The organism is Butyricicoccus sp. OF10-2, assembly GCF_003481925.1.
In the GTDB taxonomy this organism is placed as follows: Bacteria; Bacillota; Clostridia; order Oscillospirales; family Butyricicoccaceae; genus Agathobaculum; species Agathobaculum butyriciproducens.
The window spans coordinates 65,188-84,306 of the sequence record NZ_QUMC01000014.1; the positions used below are offsets into that span (position 1 = coordinate 65,188).

The window sequence follows — 19,119 nt, forward strand, 5'->3', positions numbered from 1 at the left end:
GTCATCGCCACCCTAGTCAGTCTGCTTTTTGTTGCTGGCATGCACACGAGCCTGCCAGAAAACGGTGTTGTAGGCCGCGTCTGCAGTTGCTTCGCGCTCAGCGGGTGCGAGGTCGGTAACAGCCTTGCCATTGCCGACAACAGCTTCGTTGATGGTCATCGAGTTGCCATCGTCACCGACTGCCCGACGGTTGGTCAGCCAATATTCAGCCTCGATGGTCTGAACCTTATTGGCATAAACATCAACTGCGTTATCGCTATTACCGCTCGTCGTTGCAATTTCATTTGCCGGAGAATTGCTTACTGCATCATTATTCTGAGAATCATTTTCATTGGAACTGCTATTATTGCCAGTCTCCTCGATGTCCGTACCGCCGGACGGTGCCTGTGCAGGATCCGGATTCTCAATCTGTCCTGCCTGTGCAGTATCCTGAGGCTCAGTCTGTCCTTGGGTCTCAGCATCGGGAGTTTTTTGAATGGTGTCTTCTGCGGGAGTACTGTCAACAACCGGCATCTGGTCTTCCGGTGACGGAAGGGTGGTGATGCCTTCATCGCCGGCCAGCGCCCAGGTCGGGCACATGGTCAGCGCCATGATAGTCGCAAGTGCTCCTGCGAGCAGACGTTTACGCATATTCTTTTTTAACATAGGAATACCTCCTTGGTCAGCGTGCATGCTGATCGAGAGGGATTGCAAATGTATTTCTGGCAACCGGCTGCCATGCGGAAAGAGACTTTCCGTTTAGGCCCCTGGCTTTGCGAGACCGGCTTTCACCGATGGTGCCTTTGTCTGTACAACTTGCTCCTCAACGAGCCGCACAGATCATGTGTTTGTGGGTTTGCGATAATCTCAGAATGCAATGCAGTTTCAACCTCCAAATAAAATACCCCCTTTACAGCGCGCATAGCTCTGCAAGGGGGTATAAAGCACCTTTGGCAGCCGGCTGCCATGCGGAAGAAAGTCTTCCGTTTAGGCCCATTTAGCTTTGCGACACCGGTTTTCACCGGCTGTGCCTTTGTCTGTACCTGTACCCCTTTACGGAAGTCATGCACAGAATTTTACGATCTTTTCTGTCGGCAGACACGCCGGACTGCATACACAGCCCTTTGCCTGCGCAGGACAGAAATCCTCCGGATCCTCTTCTTTAGTATACCATAAATGCCCGCGAACAACAAGCAAATACTGTAAAAACGAAGAAGAGTTTCAATCCGGAATCGTTTTTTATGCAAGAAATCGCCGCTGATTGGGCATAAACATATCCCATCAGGACCATTTGCATACAAAATGAAATGAAAAAGTGTTAAGCCGCAGCTACTGCAAGCGCATCGCTAGTGCTGGTGTAGGTCAGCGGAGATACACAGTCATGCAGGGTTTTTGCGTTCTTCACGCTGCGGGTAACCGCGTAGGTCAGGTCAATCTGATACCACTTGCCATTCAGGTTTACCTTGTTCCAAGCGTGGTAGCTAGAGCCGGCGTAACCCTTGGTCAGTGCACACGGGATGCCCTGGCTGCGGCACATTGCTGCAAACAGCGAGGAAAAATCGTAGCAGATACCGGTGGTGCCCTTCAGGGTAGCGGCGGTATCCGGGATGTACTTGGTGATCGTGCCGCTGGTGATCTCATTCGCCAGCTTGTTATCATAAGTATAACGGCTTGCCATATAGTTGTAGATGGCGATAACCTTAGCCTCATCGGTCTTGGCGTTCCTGCAGAGCTCAGCAGCCTTAGCGGATACCGTATCACCCTTGGAGAACTGAACCTCGGAAGTGGAGACCAGATACGGAGTGTAGCTGTCCTTAACGGTTACGTTCATGGACTTGGACTCGACCTGCTGATAGGACGTACCAGAAACGTTGCGGTACAGCGTTACGGTGTACTTGCCGTTGCCCTTATCGAGAGAGAAGGAAGCATCCTTGCCGCTCGGGCAATCATAGAATACAGTCTTGCCGCCGTTGTACTGAATACCAACCTTGAGCCTTGCACTCGAGGAGTAGTTTACGGTAACATAACCGTGAGTGGAATTACTCATATCCACAACATCATTTACTGCTGCTGCGGTAACGCCCATCGAGAGGGCAGCTGCTGCAAAAACTGCGCATGCAATACGAAAAAGCCGCTTCATATCCGGCGATCTCCTTTCGGTAACTGGCTGCCAGCCCTCTCGATGAGGGGTAAGGCCCTATAGCTTTGCGTCGCCACCTTTCGGTGGGTTTGCCATTATCGTTTGAGATGCGGTCAAAGCGACTGCATCATCTTCTTTTATCCACACTATAGCGCATCTGTCGTGTTTTGTCAACAGGGTTTTACAAAAAAAGAAAAATTATGACACATTGCCGCAGAGTTACCGAAACTATGACATTTTTCCGTCTCTTTCGCTCATATTGCAGCGGTTTGTCCGGGAATGCAGCTCGCTCCAAAGCGTGAGATGGCGGCAAAAAATCGGTAAACAGACGGCGGCAGGGGTATTCCCCTGCCGCCGCTTTCTATCGGTTGATTTGCTTATTTTCTGCCGTACAGTCTGTACAGGAACGTGACAATCTGTGCACGAGTGCAGGTCTCATCCGGACCAAACAGCGTGCTGCTGATGCCCTTGGTAATGCCCTGCTCGGTTGCCCACTTGACCGCATCGGCGTAGTAGGCGCTGTCGGTCACATCGGTAAATGCCGATGCACCGACCGAAGCCGTCGCCTTGGCCGCACGATACAGGAAGGTAACGCCGTGAGCACGGGTGCAGATGTCATCCGGGCTGAACGTAGCAGCTGTAGTGCCTACCGTGATGCCATTCTCGACTGCCCACGCGACTGCCTTAGCGTAATACTTGTCAGAAGGCACATCGTTAAAGCTGCTCAATGCACTCGGTTCAGGCGAGCCCGCCGTACGCCACAGGAAGGTTACAATCTGCGCTCTGGTGCAGGCAGCGTTTGGAGCGAACAGCGTGTCGCTCATGCCGCCGGTAATGCCCTTCTGCGCCGCCCAGAGGACTGCGTCATAGTAATAATCCTCCGCGTGCACATCGGTGAAGAAGTTGAGCATGGTGTTGTCGTCCATAAAGACTGCCTTCACCGTGACCTTGCCCGCAGGCATGACGAAGGTGTACTTGCCGCTGCCCTTGTCGGTCAGCGCAAGCGCCTTGCCGTCCTTGTCCAGCACGGTCAGGCTTTCGAGGACGTAGCCCTTGTCGGGGGTTGCCGTGATGGTCACAGTGTCGCCCTTGGATGCGGATTTGGGAGATACGGTGACAGTGCCGTGCTTTACATCATCTACAGATACCGAATAGCTGGGTGCTGAGAAGCCGCCGCCTCCGCCGCCACCACCGCCGCCGGACGAGCCGCCGCCGGAGGTAGAGTCTGTGATGCGAATGATAATCTTCTTTTCCACGATCACATTGGTGTCTGCGTTGACCGCAGCACAGATCAGGGTCATCGTGCCATCCTGATCACCAAAGCTGAGTGTATTTCCGCTGATAACGGCATGCGTATCATTCTTTTCCAGCGTCCATCGTACAGAAGCCGGATAGGCCGCCAGCTCTTCCGGAGTAAAGGCCTTGCCGAACTGATCGAGCGTCGTTGCCTTAACTGCAGACAGATCCAGCGTCGTGTTTTTCCGAACGGACGACGGAATTCCGTCTGCGGTGATTGCAGTCAGCCGTCTCGGGGCATTGACCGTCAGCGTAATGTGGTTACTCTCGATGTCGCCGGAACGGGCATAGATCTCGGTAGAATCTTCTTTCAGTGCCTTGAGTGTTCCGTTTTCGAGTGAAACCACATCCGGCTTGGAGCTAACCCATTCAAAGCTGCCGCCGGTCATTTCTCTGCCATACTGATCGTAGCCGGCAGCGGTAAACTGATCTGCAAGAACCGCATTTTCATCCAGCCGCAGGACAAAACCGTCCTTCATGTCGGCGCGAATTGTCTTGAGGATCGGCTGCTGCTCGACCTTAACAACGACATTCTTTGCAGTCTTGCCGGCAGAGGCAGAGGAGGCTTCCAGAATCACATCCGCATAGGAGGCATCCGGGACACTGCCAACCGCAACGAGCAGTTTTCCGTTTTCAATCGTGGCATTGGTCTGATTGGTGTCTGCCAGCGTCCACTCGATGTCCGACGGAATTCCACAGGGATTGCCGTGCTGATCGCGCGCCAGCAGCGGAATGCGGGACAGATCATACTCTGCGCCCTCTACTGCGGCGGGAGCGCCGTCATTATAATACAGCTCATTCAGATACGGCTTTGCCGTCACCTGTACGGGCAGCGGCTGTGCCGTCCGATAGACCTTTTCGCCCTGCTCGTCCTGTCCGACCGGATAATACAGGGTAACCGTATCCGTGCCGACTACAAGGCCGGTAATTGTGCTGCCGCTGATTGCGGCATAGCCCTTATCCGAGGCAAGCCGCCACTCGAACCGGTCATTTTGGAGCGTCATGTCCTCGCCGTACTGATCCTTGGCCTCCACATCGAGCGTGCTCAGGTCAAAGGTGTTCGCCGTATCGTCGTTATAGATCAGATCGGGAATCGTGCCGTTCACGGTCAGCGTATCGAGCTGCCGCTCGGGCAGAACCTGCAGCGGTACACGGTTGGATTCCGTGCCGTTCACTACGGCATAGATCTGATAGGTTCCCGGTGCGGTAAACCTGATGCTGCCCGTGGTTTCGTCAACCGTAATGTCATCGTTTGCTTCTGCATACCACTTGACCTTGCCGGTTACATCAAAATCGTTGCCGTCCTCGTCCTTAGCGGCCACGGTCAGACCCTTAACGTCGGCGGTGTTGCTGCCGTCGTTGAAGTAGAACGGCTCAAAGCTGCCCTCTACCGTAACCGAGGAAAGCACAACGGGCAGGATGGTCAGTTCAATCCGATCGCTGTTGAAATCATCCGTTGTTTCGATCGTATCCTTCGGCTGATAGCGCAGGAACAGCTGTGCTCCGTCATTCGGCTTGAGCGCCTTGAGAACAGGGTAGCCGTTGCGGTTTGTCGTGACCTCGGCATACTCCGAAGCGTCGTTCAAACCTTCGTCCACAACCGTCCATTCGCCGCTCAGGCGTGGATTGAAACCGTACCAGTCCACATCGTATTCATTCTTCGCCGCAACCTTGATGCTGTCCAGACGCAGGCTTTGCTGCTCGTACAGCGAGACCTGTTCGGTATCAGGCGCCAGACGATCGAGCGCATAGATCGGATACACCTTCTGCGGGGTGATGACGGTGTTCTTGGAGGTGTAGTGGAACGAACCGAAGTACGGCGCGACCGGCTGACCGGAGCGCAGCTGATCGGCGGCCGTCTTGAATGCGCCCTGATACAGGGTGTTCATATCCAGACCATCGGGGTCGTAGCCGGAGACATCCCGGTTCTGGATGCGTGCATCCAGATCCTCGATTGCACTTCTGCCGTTCCGACCGAAGGTATACTGCCTGAACTCCCGGCCCTTCCAACTGTCTATTGACCCCTTGGTTCGATGATAACCGGTAACCGAGAGGAGCATGGTCTTATACTTGATGTACACCGCGCCGGTATAGGGGATGGTCGTTTGCAGGTCGGTCACATCGACATTGATGTCAATGCCCGTATGTGCCGGCAGCGGTACGGAGATGGTATCCGTAATGGACTGCGCGTAGGACTCCTCCTTGCTGCTCTCGTAGGTCTTTTCCATGCCGTAGGAGTAGGAAAAGCTCTGCTCTACCTTGGCAGTGGGCGAAAGCGCGGCCAGCACGGGCACGCTGAATTCAACTCCTACCGTGGTCTCCTCGGTCCAGTTCTGCGAATAGGTATTGGAGACCGTGGTCGAGGTAGTGGTGCTCTTTTCATAGGTATAGCTTTTTTCGACCGTATTTTCAAAGTCGTTGCGGTTTTCCGCCGTTACCTTGTAGCTGTCCGAGCTGCCGCCCAGATTAAACCGGTAGCCCTTCTGTTCGAGCGATGCCGTTGTGTCATCCGTCTCGATAGAAGGCGTTTCAAACCGATTCGCAATACCCTGAATTTCAAAGTCGTAGAACGCCTGCACATAGTAGCCGTAGCCGGTACTTACATAAGAGTGATGGTCATCGCGTTCCTTCTCCGCTCTGGTAGAGACATAATAAACCGGGGTTTCTCCTTCCGGAAGGCTGTTCAAAACACCCGAGCCGCTCAAAATCGCACTCTGGTCAACGACGCTGCTGACAGCATCCCGCAGGCCCTTGGATGTATACTGTACCTTTGCGTAATCTGCCGCAGTCAGAGCGGTATACGGCTCATGATAGCCGTGTTCATTGTTGTCATTATAGTACGTTTTTGGCAAAACATTGTTTGCAATGCCCGCCCACTGCTCCGCAAATTCGGGGCTCTTGATCATCTCCTGCAAAATCTGCTCCTGTGTGCCCGGCAGATTGTAGGTGTCCGAGGCATCAAAGATCTCCCAGTCGTTTTCTGCCGTCACGGCTGCCCCGGCTGTTGGGGGCAGCACCCCTATACACATCACCACCGCCAGCAGGCCGCACAACCCTCGCCGTCGTATTATCTGCTTTTTACTCATGCCATTCTCCTTCTTTTCTGTTTCAGTGCTCCTGCTCGGCCATGGAAAACAGCTCGTTATGGCTCATCTCCACATCGCCGAAGCGGACAAAAATGCCGTTTGTCACCGCGCTGTTCCACACCTGCGGGTCAGAAAGTGACCGGAATCGGAATTTATCCAGATAGGGCTTCATATCCAGCAGCAGGCGGCTGCCGGAGATAAAATCGACCTGCAGAACGTGGTCGGTCAGCGGTTTGACTGACTGAATGTATTTCCGGTCCAAATGCGTACCTCCTCTCGCTTACACAAAATGAAAGGTTCACCGTACCTATAGGATACGGTGAACCTTTCAAAAAAACCATTCACAAGTTGTTAGTTTTTATCCGCAAGCAGGTCGAGCAGCAGCTTGCGCTTCGCGCGCGGCTCTCCTGCTATTTGCAGTTTGGTGTAAATTTGATTCACATACTGCCGGATACTGCCCTCGGACAGATACAGCTTTTCCGCGATCTCACGGTTGTTCAGCCGCTGTGCCATCAGCCGGACAATCTCATATTCCCGCTCGGTCAGCGCAGACAGGGCTTCCGGACGGTCAAATCCGGCCTTTCGCCGCTCTGCGGCTTCTCCCAGTTCGATGATCTGTGCAACCGTTCCGGTTTGCAGCCGCTCTGCCAGCAATGGCTTGAGATAGCGATAATTCTCCGCAAACGGGATGACAAAGCCGTCCGGTTCCGCGTCGGTCAGTGCCCGATCGAGCTGCGCCTGTGCCTCCGCGTGCTTACCCAGCATTTCATATGCCGCTGCCGTCTGGATACGGATATGCAGCGCGACCAGTGCGTAGTGCATGCCTTCGCACACAGCGAGCATCCTTTCGCTCCGGCCGACGACACGGGCGTAGTCACCCTGTGCCAGACCGACCTGATTTTCGATCATCTCGATCATCGGCTTGCCCGGTGCCAGTGTATGCACAGTTGAAAGCCTGTGCGCACGAAAAACCTCCGGAATTTTATCGGTTTTTCCAAGCAAAGCGTAATAATACGCCGCAATCGCGTTCCACAGGTTCAGCCAGGAAGCATTGTGATGCCGCAGCAGCTCCGCGTGCCGCTCGGCAAGCGTGCAGTGATACTTCATCTCCGCAAACAGCGACAGCCGCCACGCCAGAAAATCACAGCACAGCGCCATATTGGCCTGCCCGTTGTCCTGAATCCGGGCGCACGCGCTTTCGAGTTCGATATGTGCATCCGTCAAGCGTCCCTGCAGGAACGCCGCCTCGGCACGCATGATGGTCTCGGCACCCTGACCGTGATTGCCGGTGATTTTATAATAGTGCGGCATGCACTCATCCATCTCGGCAAGCTCGCTCTGCAGCTCACCCGGTGCGCGGTAAAACATCATCAGCACAGACGGCGAGCCGAAGGTCCAGCCGCCGCCGGACTGGATGCTGATCGCCTTCCGCGACATCTGCGCGCTGGCACTCCGGTGCAGGCGGCTCATGGCGCTGATATCGTTGTAGCAGAGAAAACTCATGATCAGGTCGCATTCTCCCCGCAAATCGCCTTTTTCCTGTGCGGAAAGCGCTGTATTTTCGGAAATCGCCGTCAGCAGCAGCTCCTTCAGCTCCAGCATTTTCGGGATATTGCGCCAGTTGAACATACTCCGCATAAGCACCAGAATCGCCAGCGGATGGCTTGCGAGCACCGCTGCCGGGCATTCGTCCAGTGCTGCCAGCACTGCCTTCGGGTGCAGCGAGGAAAGCAGAATGCCTGCATCCTTCTGCAGCGTGCGCAGCATCGCATCGTAATCGCCGTTTTGCCGGTACTCGATCATGGCATGCAGATACAGCCGATGATCCTCATACCAGATGCCGAGCCGCCCGCGGTAGACGGTCTGCCGCTCCTTCGGCATGGACAGGAAGGTGTGCAGCGCGCATTCCTTCATCATGTGATGAAACCGGTAGGTCACGCCGTCCGGCAGACGCTTGACAAACGCATTCTGCCCGGTCAGCGCGGCAAGCAGGTCCTCGGCATGCGCGTCTGCCATGACGAACTGCGCCATTTCGACCGTAAATTCGTCGGCAAGTCCCATCACCGCAAGGAATTCCCGCTGCTTTTCGGGCAGCGGATCAATCATCGCAGCCGTAAAGATGGATGAAATATCCGAATTCGGGTCCGGCAGCACACCGTGCTCGGAAAACATCCGCAGATTCAGATAAACCGCCGAAAACCAGCCCTCGCTGTAATACAACAGCGTATCTATCTGCTCATCGGAAAGCGCGGTTCCGCACCGCTTGGTATAGACCGCCAGCTCGGTATGGTTAAGCCGAAGCTGCGCCGTGCCGATCTGGTACACCTTTCCACCCAGCCGGACAAGCTCTGCCGCCGGCAGGAACAGGTCGCGGCTGGCTAAAATCAGATGAACATTGGGCGGCAGCCGTCCGGCCAGCGCACACAGGAATCCCGGTGCGCGCTTGTCGGTCAGCAGGTGAAAATCGTCAATAAAAATATAGCAGGACTTCTCACCGGTCAGCGCATGACACAGATCGTCGATCAGAAGTCCGCCGCTGGCTCCGTCGGTCGGACAGTCGTACTCCCGCAGAAAGGCAAAGCCTGCACGCGCAAAGGCGTCCTGCACACTTTTCCAGAAAATCGCAAGATTGCCCGAGTACACACTGATGCGCACAATGTACGGCGCTTCGGCTCTGGCACGTTCCGCGAGATACCACTCCACCGCCGTCGTTTTGCCGTAGCCCATGGGTGCAACCACGGTCGTCATGGCACAGCGCGAGATTGGCCGCAGGCTCTCCTGCAGTCGCTCGGATATGTAGATCGTGTTCAGATTCCATTTCGGTTTTGGCATGGCGCACCTCCGAATACTGTAATGTGCTCTCCTGTCCGTTATACTGTCTAAATTATACGGGATTTCAGAGCGGGTGTAAACCGTGTATGCTGTTAAGGCAGCGTGCATAAATAAGGGAGCCGCCTTCCGGCAGCTCCCCTGCAGCTGATGCTTTTATACCTTAAATATACGGTGCAGCAGCGTACCGCCAGCAGAGCATGCTGAACAGCCGTGCGTATATATGCCCTCAATTTGAGCGTCAAGCCGCTTTTCCAACCGGCAGTGTTACCAGAATAGTCGTTCCCGTATCCGCGCTCTGTTCAACGCGCACTGTGCCGCCATGCAGGCGGACAATCTCCTGCACGAGCGCCAGTCCCAGTCCCACGCCGCCCATTGCGCGGCTGCGCGACTTATCCACGCGGAAAAACGGCTGAAAGATGCTGTCCCGGTACTCCTCGGCAATGCCCGGACCGGTATCCCGCACGCGGATTGCCGCCTGACCTCCTTCCCGCTCGACAGACACTTCCACCGAGCCGCCCGTGCGGTTATACTTGATCGCGTTCTCTGTCAAATTGAACAGCAGCCGGTACAGCAGCACATCACTGCCGACAAGCTGCACGTTTTCGCCTGCCTGCGTCAGTGTAATACCGTTTTTCTGTGCCAGCGGTGTCAGATCGACCAGCACCTCCTCGACCATCGGTGCAAGGTCGATACGGTCGGTGCGCGGCACCGATCGCAGGTCGCTCATCTCAAGCAGGGTGCGCACAAGCGCACTCAGGCGCTCGACCTGCTCCTGCTGAAAATGCAGCAATTTCGCGGTTTCTTCGCTCATCTGCCGATGTTCCGCCGCAAAGAGCTCCAGCCTTGTCTGCATCAGCGCCAGCGGTGTCCGCAGCTCATGGGCGGCGTTTCCCGTAAACTGCCGCTGTGCATCGAACGCCTGCGCCAGCCGGTCCAGCATACTGTTCACCGACTCGCTCAGCTGCCGGAACTCGGCAGTCGTATCCTCCGGCAGACGGGTGTCCGTCAGGCTTTCTTCATTGATCTGTTCGGTCTGCTGTGCAAAATCCTTCAGCGGCTTCAAAGCCTTTCCGCTGAAGAAATACGCGATAATGGCACTCAGCAGTGTCACCAGCGCGGTGATGTACCAGCCTATGCGCTCAAAACGCACCTTTTCTTCATTGACCTGCTGCGAAAAGTCACTGAAAAATGCCTGCATATTCTCTTTGGGTATCTGAATGGTCATTTCCTGCTGGTTTTCCGTCTTGTATTCCACCACAAAGCCGTTCAGCGCATCCATGCTGCCCGAGCCTGAGTAAAACAGCAGTAAATTCAGGCTCACACACGCCGCCGCGATAAGCAGCGCGGTCAATATCGTAATGCGCCACTGGACAGAAATTCGTTTGCTCATTCGTCCGCTCCTATCTCGTAGCCCTGACCGATCTTGTTGCGGATCGGGTCGTATCCCAGTGCTGCACGCAGTTTTTTTCGCAGCATGGAGATATGCACACGGATGGAGTTGCTGAAGCTGTCCACGCTGCTGTCCCACACATGCTCGATGAGTTCTTCCTGGCTGATGGGTCTGCCGCGGTTAAGCAGCAGATATTCCAGAATGCCGCTCTCCTTGCGCGTGAGCGAAAGCGTTTGTCCGTCTGCCGTAGCCGTGCGGCTGCGGGTATCAAACGTCAGCCCGCCGCACCGCAGGCATACATCCTGCTGCACAAATCGGCGGCGCGTCAGACTGCGCACACGCGCTTCCAGTTCCTCTAAATGGAACGGTTTGGACAGATAATCGTTCGCGCCGGCATCCAGTCCGTCAACCTTGTCGGATATTTCACTGCGTGCCGACAGGATGAGCACGCCGGTCTCCTGATCATGCTCCCGCAGGTTCGCAGCACCGTCATACCGTCCACCTTAGGCAGATTCAGGTCGAGCAGCACCAGATCGTATTTTTCTACCGCCAGCAGCTCCAGCGCCGCTTCTCCGTCAAAGCAGATATCCGCCTCATAGCCGGACAGACGCAGTTTTTTTGCAATGTCCTCACACAGATCGCGCTCATCCTCTATCACCAAAAGACGCATGAGCTTTCCTCCTTTGCATTTTCATACCTTTATTATACCAGACAGGGATAAAATTTGTGTTAACGAAATCTGTTGCAAAAAATTTTTGTTTTTTTAGCACCTTAACACAGATTTTATCTCCCGTGCAGTATACTAGTGCCAACAACTTCGAAAGGGGCATAACAATGCTGAAGCACAGAACCGCCGCCCAGCTTTTCCTGCTGGCAGTCGGCATTGCAATGATCGGGTTCGGCCTGTGGAGAGGCGAAGCCGATACGGTATTATCAAAGGCGATCCGCCTGTGTATGGAGTGTGTTGGGATTGGATAAGAGAAATATTCCGGTTTTAGCCCGCTTTCGCGGCTGGATACAGGCAGCAGCGGCTCTGCTGACCAATATCCACCTGCCGAATTTTTTGCAGGGCAAATTATATCAGGGCGGCGGCAAGGCGGTCTGCGTGCCCGGCCTGAACTGCTATTCCTGTCCCGGCGCGGCGGGCGCGTGCCCGATCGGCGCATTTCAGGCGGTCGTCGGCTCGTCGAAATTCCGGTTTTCGTATTACATCACCGGTATCTTGATCCTGCTCGGCGTGCTGCTCGGACGGTTTATCTGCGGCTTTCTGTGCCCGTTCGGCTGGTTTCAGGAGCTGCTGCACAAAATCCCCTCGCCTAAGCTGTCCACCAAAAGGCTGAAGCCGCTCCGCTATGTGAAATATGCGGTGCTGCTGATCATGGTGGTGCTGCTGCCCGTACTTGTCACAAACGAGCTCGGCATGGGCGACCCGTTCTTCTGCAAGTACCTGTGCCCGCAGGGCGTGCTCGAGGGTGCGCTGCCGCTGGCGGCGGTCAACTCCGGCATCCGCGCCGCGCTCGGCGCACTGTTTACCTGGAAAGCAGCCGTTCTGCTGACCGTTATCGTGTGCAGCGTGCTGTTTTACCGTCCGTTCTGCAAGTGGCTGTGCCCGCTCGGCGCGTTTTATGCGCTGCTGAACCGCGTTTCGCTGTTCCGGATGCAGGTGGATACGCACAAATGTGTATCGTGCGGCGCATGCGCCAAAGCCTGCAAAATGGATGTGGATATTACGAAAAATCCCGATCATGCCGAGTGCATCCGCTGCGGTATGTGCATGAAAGCCTGCCCGACCGGTGCTATCTGCTACCGCTACGGTCTGGGCGATAAAACCCAAACGACTGACAAAGGAGAGACCATCTAATGAAACGAAATCGACTGATCGCATTTGCCCTGTCCATAAGCCTGCTGCTCGGCGCATCCGCCTGCGGCAAACCGGCAAAAACCGTCTCCGAACTGATAGCGGAGGAAAACGCCATCCTCGACCAGCACCAGGAACTGTGGACAACGGCTCTGAATTCGCTCGACAAGGACAATCTGTCGCAGAGCACCCAGAGCACCAACTACGCTGATGTACTCGATCTTGCGATTAAAAACGTCAAGGACCAGCTCTCGGACGAGGACTACAAGACGCTGACCGACGATGCCGCCAAGGTCCGCAAGCTGGAGGACCAGCTGCAGGCACTTCCGCCCGAGGAAGGCACCACCACACCCGCTAGCGACGCGTTCCCCGCTTTCGAAGGCAAAGACCTGGACGGCAACGCTGTGGACAGCAGCTTGTTCGCTGACAACGCGTTTACGGTCGTGAATTTCTGGTTCAGCGGCTGCAAGCCGTGCGTGGCTGAACTTGGTGATCTGGACAAGCTGAACCAGACCGTCAAGGCTCAGGGCGGCGAGGTTATTGGTATCAATACGGAAACGCTCGATGACAATGCGGATGCCATTGCTACCGCTAAACAGATTCTGCAGACCAAGGGGGCATCCTACCGCAACATTACCTTTGCATCCGGCAGCGAGGCAGGCCAGTTTGCACTGAACATCATGTCATTCCCGACCACCTATGTTATCGACCGGAACGGAAAAATCGTCGGTGAACCAGTACTCGGCGGCATCACGAACGAAAACAGCATGAAGCAGCTGCAGGAGAATATTGACACCGCGATTGCAAACGACGGAAAATAATACCCGAGTGTGATTGCCGCTGCAATCTGCATCATAAATATACACAGCGCAGATTGTGCCGAGAAAGGCAACGGAGATTAGCAGGGCCAGGTAAACGTAAACGAAGCCGCAGACGAAAGTCTGCGGCTTCTACGCGCCTGCAGAAATATCCACGAAGATATGCACAAACCTGTGGATAAATTTGAGGACGGAACTTTTCCTTGTTTCTCCTATATGGTATACTAAAATTATACAAGCGAAAATCTCAGGAAAAAGAGAAACACGAGGGATAAACATGGGACTGTTTTCAAAACCGGAGGTTGTGATTGCGAAGGAATCCAGCAACGCAAAGGAGTATCTGCGCCAGCTGGAGGAGCTGGCGGAAAAGGCAGCCGGAGAAAACGCGAAAAAAATCGCAAAAGAGATTGCCGTGGTGAAAGCCGGTATTATCGGTGAGGATAATATTCTGTTTGAGCTGAAAAACAGCGGTATGGATATGGTTGTGCTGCACGATTTGTATATTGAAAGCGTGTCCGGTGCCTCGGCACAGATTGACTTTCTGGTACTGACTCCAAAGATTAACTTTGTGTTGGAGTGCAAAAATCTGTTCGGCAATATCGAGATCAACAGCAAGGGCGATTTTATCCGCACAATTCGCTGCGGCGGTCGGTACTATAAAGAGGGAATTTATTCGCCGATTACGCAGAATCAGCGGCATTTGCAGGTGCTGAATGAATGTCGAAACGAAAATCATGGTAAGGTGATGGCAGCACTTCGAAATCACTGGTTTAGTAACTTTTTCAAGGGATTGGTCGTGCTTTCTAATCCTAAAACGATTATCAATGACCAAGATGCTCCACAGGAAGTAAAAAAACAGGTTATCCGTGCGGATCAGTTGGTGGAAACGATTAAGCGGATGAACAGAGAATCAAGTGAACTGAAATCTTCCATGAAGGATTTGAAAGAAGATGGTGAGTATTATCTGAACAAAATGCACATTGAAAAGCCAATCACCTATATCGAAAAATTCAAGCAGGAGGAGCTGGAAGACCAGCCTGCCGCCGAGCGGCCTGCACCTGCGCCGTCGGAGGGGAAATGCTGTCCGAAGTGCGGCAAGCCGCTTGTCATGCGGGAGGCCAGACGCGGTGCGCATGTCGGCGAAAAATTCTGGGGCTGCACAGGATTTCCTCAATGTCATTTTATAAAGAAAATCGTGAAAACCGAAAACAAATAACAGAAAAGCGGCATGACTTGCATCAAAGTCATGCCGCTTTATGGTTACTAAAACACAAACGCCTCGCTCTGCTCGATCTCAATCCCGCAGTCCGCGATAACCGTCTGATACTGCGCGTAAACTTCGGCTTCCATGCGCCACGCGATGCCGCATCCGGCGGACAATCTGCGCGGCACCGGCACCAGCCGGCCGGCAATACCGTTCTGCTTGCAGAATGACTCCATCTCCATGGCGGCATCGGTGGTGTGGAAGGTGAGCACCTGATACGGCTTTTTCTCTCGCATTACGCCTGAAAAACGATCTCGAAGCACCCGTCCGGACGCACGGTCGTCTGACCGGACTTGTTCTCATACTCGAGCATTTTCTCGATATTCTTGCGGGTGTGCGCCTCGTCACCGAGCACACGGATCAGCTTCCCCGGGTGATCCTGCATCGCGTCCATCGCCAACAGAACCGGCTCCGGACAGGACAGACCGCGAACATCTACTTCAACATATTCAGCCATTGCACATTCTCCTTTTCCGACTTACTTTGCCGTCTTTTTGCGGCGCAGATTGGTGCCCGCAATGACAAACAGCACGACAATGCAGACGATCACGGCGATTTTGCCGGCTGCCGCCGGGCCGCCGGCAACTGCAGGCTCGGTTTCGGTTGCCGCCTTGGCAGCCACACCGACCAGACCGAAGTTATGCGCGAATGCCGCGCCGATCAGCATGCCGAGGAAGGTAACCGCACTGTCAGACGAGCCCTGGCCGGCCAGAATAAGCTGACGCAGCGGGCAGCCGCCAGCCAGCACAGCCGCAAATCCTACAACATACATACCAAGAATGTTCCACAGGTGCTGGGAATGCGCGATCGGCTGACCGGAAAAACCGAGGTGGAAGCTGCCGGTTGCCGCATTGTAGACTGCCATCACGGCAAACAGAGCCGCGATAATGCTGATCAGGTCGAAATTCTTCATCAGAATGATGTCGCGGATGCTGCCCGCAAAGCACATACGGCTCTTCTGCGCGAGCGCACCGATGATGAGCGCAACGACCAGAGAAAGAATGATCGGCGCATGCTTGCTGCCTGGGCCCTCGGTGCTGACCGCATAAGCGCCGGTCGCCACGCCGATTACGAGCAGCGCCGCCAGCAGAACCAGCAGAACGGCGCCGCCGACCGGCTTGGCCTCATACGCACGGCCGAGCGAGAAACCCTTCTTAAGGAAGAACGAGCCGGTCGCCACACCGCCTGCAAAGCCGATAAGCGCGACCCACGCATTCAAGTCACCGGCGGCCATGCGAAGTACCATGCGGAGCGGACAGCCGAGGAACACGAGGGCGCCGATCATCATCGCAGCGCCCAGAATAAAACGCACCATCGGCGAGGAACCGGCGGTGGACTTATACTCCTTGGTCAGCAGCGCCAGCAGGAACGAGCCGCAGACAAAGCCGACGACCTCCGGGCGGAAATACTGCACCGGAGCCGCAGTGTGCAGCTTGAGCGCACCCGCTGTATCGCGGATGAAGCAGGCAACGCAGATCGCCATGTTGGCAGGGTTGCCGTAAATTGCCAGAAGCATGACCAGCAGTCCGATTACCGCACCGGACACTGCCAGCTTCCATGTCTTGTCAAACAGTTTCATGATTTTCTCCTTTTTGTGAAATGAGGGAATTTTATGCTGTATTCAGTATATCATGCGGTGTTTTCAATGTGAAATCGATTCTATTGATAATCTGATTGAATCTATTGATATAATCTATAAATACAGCTATAATGGAGAAAAAGAAAGGAATGCCGCCCATGGATATTCGTCAGCTGGAAGCCTATGTCTATACCGTGAAGTACCGCAGTTTTTCACTTGCTGCACAGAAGCTGTACCTGTCACAGCCGACCGTCAGCGCACACATCTGCAATCTGGAAAAGGAGCTGCACACGCAGTTGCTCAAGCGCACGACAAAAACGCTCTCGGTGACACCGGCCGGTCAGACGCTGTATAATTATGCCGCAGAAATCCTCGATTTGCGGCACAAAGCCATTCTGGAGCTGTCCAACGAGCAGGAAACCATGCTGCATATCGGCGTATCGTCCGTGCCGTCGCTGTATCTGCTGCCCGAGCTGCTGGCAGCGTACCACGAGAAGGCCCCGGAGATCCGGTTTCGCACCAGCTGCTCGGACAGTCTGGATGTGATAAACAAGGTCGCAGACAGCACCTGCGATATCGGTCTGGTCGGCACAAAGACCGCGGAGGCCAACTGCGAATTTCTGCCGGTCACCTCGGACGAGCTGGTAATCGCCGCACCGAACACACCGCATTTCCGTGCCTATCAAAGCCAGCCGGACCCGCTGACAGCGCTCCTGCGCGAACCGTTCCTGCTGCGCGAGGACAACTCGGGCACCAAGCAGGAAACACTGTATTTCCTTCAAAATCACGGTCTGTCGCTTGATGAACTGAATGTCATCGCCGTCATGGATGACGCGGCAGCGCTCAAGCGTTGCATCGCACTTGGCATGGGCATTTCCATTCTGTCGCGCGCAACTGTGCAGACCGATGCACAGCAGGGACGACTGCTGCTGTTCCCCCTCGGACGGTCAGCGTTCCTGCGCCGGCTGTACATTGTGTATCCGTCCATACGGCGTATGTCCGAGCAGGCTATTCACTTTCTGGATTTTATGAAAAGGTATTATCGGATTGGATGACAGCCGTGCTGTCCGGTTTGATATAGCCAATCGGGCAGGAGGCTCTCCTGCATAGAAAGCCGACCTCGCACACCACCGTGCGAACCGACCGGTACACGGCGGTTCTATCCGCAAGATCAAAACGGACAAAGCGGATTCCTTAAGGCAACACCGGATTATATGGAGGCGGGAAAGGCATCCATTCTGTGTTCCTGTGAACCGGCTGCAGCAATGGTATTTGGCTTTTTCTTGTTTAGAGAAATTCCTGCGGTGCTTTCGATTACAGATCTAATCATTGTACTGATCGCACCTGCTATGCTCGTACTTTCTAATAAAAAGCCAGAAATTGTGGAGGAAAATGATCATGTCAAAAGATGAGTATTTGATTACCGATGCGCCGCTGAAAGCGCTGACGGTTTTTGCTATGCCGATGATTCTCGGCAGCTTTTTTCAGCAGGTATACAATATGGCTGACTCCATTATCGTCGGTCAGTTTGTCGGCTCCTCCGCACTGGCGGCGGTCGGCGCCTGCGCTGCCCTGACCAATGTTTTCATTTGTGTGGCGCTGGGTGCAGGTGTCGGTGCCGGCGTACTCGTAAGCCGTTATTTCGGCGCCAGAGAGTATGGCAAAATGAAAACCATTGTATCTACCTCCCTGATCAGCTTTTTACTTCTGAGTATCATCCTTGGCGTCTTTGGCTTTTGTTTTTCCCATGCGATGATGAGCGGATTACAGACCCCTGCTGATATTCTGAAGGAGGCAGTACTGTATCTGCGAGTCTATTTCGTAGGTTTTCCGTTTTTGTTCATGTACAATATTCTTTCTACCATGTTCACTTCCATTGGTGAATCAAAAATTCCGCTGGGACTGCTGATCTTTTCATCAATCCTGAATATTGTGCTGGATCTTTGGATGGTAGCCGGTCTGAGACTTGGCGTGTTCGGTGCGGCACTTGCAACGCTGATTGCGCAGGGCATTTCGGCTGTGTTTTCACTTTTGATTTTCTTTTATCGGATGCGGCGGTATAAGAGCAGCTTTGTCTGGTTTGACGGGCAGGAGCTGCGTTCGATGCTTCAGATTGCTGTTCCATCGGTTCTTCAGCAATCTACCGTATCTATTGGTATGATGATCGTACAGGCGGTGGTAAATCCCTTCGGCACACAGGCACTCGCAGGATACGCGGCAACGATGCGGGTGGAGAACGTCTTTTCTCTGATTTTTGTGTCCATCGGCAATGCGGTTTCGCCGTATGTTTCCCAGAACCTTGGCGCAAACAAAACCCAGCGCATCAAAAAAGGCTACCGCGCAGCATTGGTGCTGGATGTATGTTTTGCTGTTCTTGCCTTCCTTGTCATTGAAACGCTGCACACGCAGATTTCCTCGCTGTTCCTTGGAAAAGACGGAACCGCCCTGGCTTATCAGGTGTCCGGGGATTATATGAGATGGCTTGGTTTCTTCTTTGTCTTTATGGGCATCAAAATGGCGACCGATGGCGTTCTTCGCGGACTCGGAATCATGCGGCCGTTCCTCATTGCCAATATGGTAAACCTTGCGATTCGCTTGTCCGTGGCGTTGATCTGTGCACCGCGTTTTGGTATTGCATTTGTCTGGCTTGCCGTGCCGGCAGGCTGGCTTGCCAACTTCCTGATTTCCTATACGGCTCTCAGAAAATCCTGGCCGACTGAAAAAAGTGGTGTTATCTCGGTAAATTCCAGTTTACCGAAAAGATGAAATCCTTCGGAACGGCATCTGAAATATTAACAGCGAAGTAAAAAAAACATCCCGAATCCTGTGTACAGTCCGGGATTGAACTGCACCCCCTCTGTCAGACCGTATATCATA

Annotated in this window: 15 protein-coding genes, 1 pseudogene and 3 riboswitches; of the genes and pseudogenes, 6 read left to right on the forward strand and 10 right to left on the reverse strand. The window is 54.2% G+C overall.

Going from position 1 to position 19,119, the window contains the following annotated elements:
• Window positions 1–12: 12 nt before the first annotated feature.
• The 7 genes and pseudogenes from DXB00_RS08835 to DXB00_RS08865 all read right to left on the reverse strand — a co-directional run bounded on the left by DXB00_RS08835 (window position 13) and on the right by DXB00_RS08865 (window position 11,393).
• Window positions 13–645 carry a hypothetical protein gene (locus DXB00_RS08835; RefSeq protein ID WP_118729189.1) on the reverse strand — a complete coding sequence of 211 codons (633 nt, stop codon included), beginning with the start codon at window positions 643–645 and terminating at the stop codon, window positions 13–15.
• 55 nt (window positions 646–700) lie between these two features.
• Window positions 701–791, reverse strand: a riboswitch (cyclic di-GMP riboswitch).
• A 137-nt stretch (window positions 792–928) separates the two neighbouring features.
• Window positions 929–1,021: riboswitch (cyclic di-GMP riboswitch) on the reverse strand.
• A gap of 276 nt (window positions 1,022–1,297) precedes the next feature.
• On the reverse strand, window positions 1,298–2,119 hold the full coding sequence (locus DXB00_RS08840) for a transglutaminase-like domain-containing protein (protein ID WP_118729190.1): 822 nt from the start codon (window positions 2,117–2,119) through the stop codon (window positions 1,298–1,300).
• A 15-nt stretch (window positions 2,120–2,134) separates the two neighbouring features.
• Window positions 2,135–2,223: riboswitch (cyclic di-GMP riboswitch) on the reverse strand.
• 273 nt (window positions 2,224–2,496) lie between these two features.
• Window positions 2,497–6,501 (reverse strand): S-layer homology domain-containing protein, encoded by a 4,005-nt coding sequence (locus DXB00_RS08845; RefSeq protein ID WP_118729191.1) that lies wholly within the window; start codon window positions 6,499–6,501, stop codon window positions 2,497–2,499.
• Between the two features lie 22 nt (window positions 6,502–6,523).
• A complete protein-coding gene (locus tag DXB00_RS08850) occupies window positions 6,524–6,763 on the reverse strand; it encodes a DUF2442 domain-containing protein (protein ID WP_110435615.1) in 240 nt (79 codons plus the stop codon).
• An 89-nt stretch (window positions 6,764–6,852) separates the two neighbouring features.
• A complete protein-coding gene (locus DXB00_RS08855; protein ID WP_118729192.1) occupies window positions 6,853–9,333 on the reverse strand; it encodes a helix-turn-helix transcriptional regulator in 2,481 nt (826 codons plus the stop codon).
• Between the two features lie 238 nt (window positions 9,334–9,571).
• Window positions 9,572–10,723: a sensor histidine kinase gene (locus DXB00_RS08860; protein WP_118729193.1), complete on the reverse strand. Its 1,152-nt coding sequence runs from the start codon at window positions 10,721–10,723 to the stop codon at window positions 9,572–9,574.
• Window positions 10,720–11,393, reverse strand: a pseudogene (locus DXB00_RS08865) (response regulator transcription factor). Before DXB00_RS08865 ends, DXB00_RS08860 begins: the two are co-directional and overlap by 4 nt.
• 164 nt (window positions 11,394–11,557) lie before the next feature.
• On the opposite strand from DXB00_RS08865, the gene DXB00_RS08870 reads away from it, so the two are divergent.
• The 4 genes from DXB00_RS08870 (at window position 11,558) to DXB00_RS08885 (ending at window position 14,615) form a co-directional block, all read left to right on the forward strand.
• A complete protein-coding gene (locus DXB00_RS08870) occupies window positions 11,558–11,701 on the forward strand; it encodes a CD1871A family CXXC motif-containing protein (RefSeq protein WP_110435619.1) in 144 nt (47 codons plus the stop codon).
• A complete protein-coding gene (locus DXB00_RS08875) occupies window positions 11,694–12,584 on the forward strand; it encodes a 4Fe-4S binding protein (protein ID WP_118729195.1) in 891 nt (296 codons plus the stop codon). Before DXB00_RS08870 ends, DXB00_RS08875 begins: the two co-directional genes overlap by 8 nt.
• Entirely contained in the window at window positions 12,584–13,402 is an 819-nt protein-coding gene (locus tag DXB00_RS08880) for a TlpA family protein disulfide reductase (RefSeq protein ID WP_118729196.1), read from the forward strand. The genes DXB00_RS08875 and DXB00_RS08880 overlap by 1 nt, the downstream gene beginning before the upstream one ends.
• 274 nt (window positions 13,403–13,676) lie before the next feature.
• A complete protein-coding gene (locus DXB00_RS08885; RefSeq protein ID WP_118729197.1) occupies window positions 13,677–14,615 on the forward strand; it encodes a nuclease-related domain-containing protein in 939 nt (312 codons plus the stop codon).
• 47 nt (window positions 14,616–14,662) lie between these two features.
• On the opposite strand, the gene DXB00_RS08890 is transcribed toward DXB00_RS08885, so the two are convergent.
• The 3 genes from DXB00_RS08890 to yedE are packed head-to-tail and all read right to left on the reverse strand — an operon-like array spanning window position 14,663 to window position 16,242.
• Entirely contained in the window at window positions 14,663–14,899 is a 237-nt protein-coding gene (locus DXB00_RS08890; RefSeq protein ID WP_110435623.1) for a DUF3343 domain-containing protein, read from the reverse strand.
• On the reverse strand, window positions 14,899–15,120 hold the full coding sequence (locus DXB00_RS08895) for a sulfurtransferase TusA family protein (protein WP_118284744.1): 222 nt from the start codon (window positions 15,118–15,120) through the stop codon (window positions 14,899–14,901). Before DXB00_RS08895 ends, DXB00_RS08890 begins: the two co-directional genes overlap by 1 nt.
• A gap of 21 nt (window positions 15,121–15,141) precedes the next feature.
• A complete protein-coding gene (gene yedE, locus DXB00_RS08900) occupies window positions 15,142–16,242 on the reverse strand; it encodes a YedE family putative selenium transporter (protein ID WP_118729198.1) in 1,101 nt (366 codons plus the stop codon).
• A 149-nt stretch (window positions 16,243–16,391) separates the two neighbouring features.
• Here yedE and DXB00_RS08905 point away from each other — a divergent pair, with 149 nt between their 5' ends.
• Together DXB00_RS08905 and DXB00_RS08915 are read left to right on the forward strand one after the other, a co-directional pair.
• Window positions 16,392–17,297 carry a selenium metabolism-associated LysR family transcriptional regulator gene (locus DXB00_RS08905; RefSeq protein ID WP_158581286.1) on the forward strand — a complete coding sequence of 302 codons (906 nt, stop codon included), beginning with the start codon at window positions 16,392–16,394 and terminating at the stop codon, window positions 17,295–17,297.
• 337 nt (window positions 17,298–17,634) lie between these two features.
• Window positions 17,635–19,008, forward strand: a complete 1,374-nt coding sequence (locus tag DXB00_RS08915) for an MATE family efflux transporter (RefSeq protein ID WP_442861140.1) — start codon at window positions 17,635–17,637, stop codon at window positions 19,006–19,008.
• Window positions 19,009–19,119: the final 111 nt, after the last annotated feature.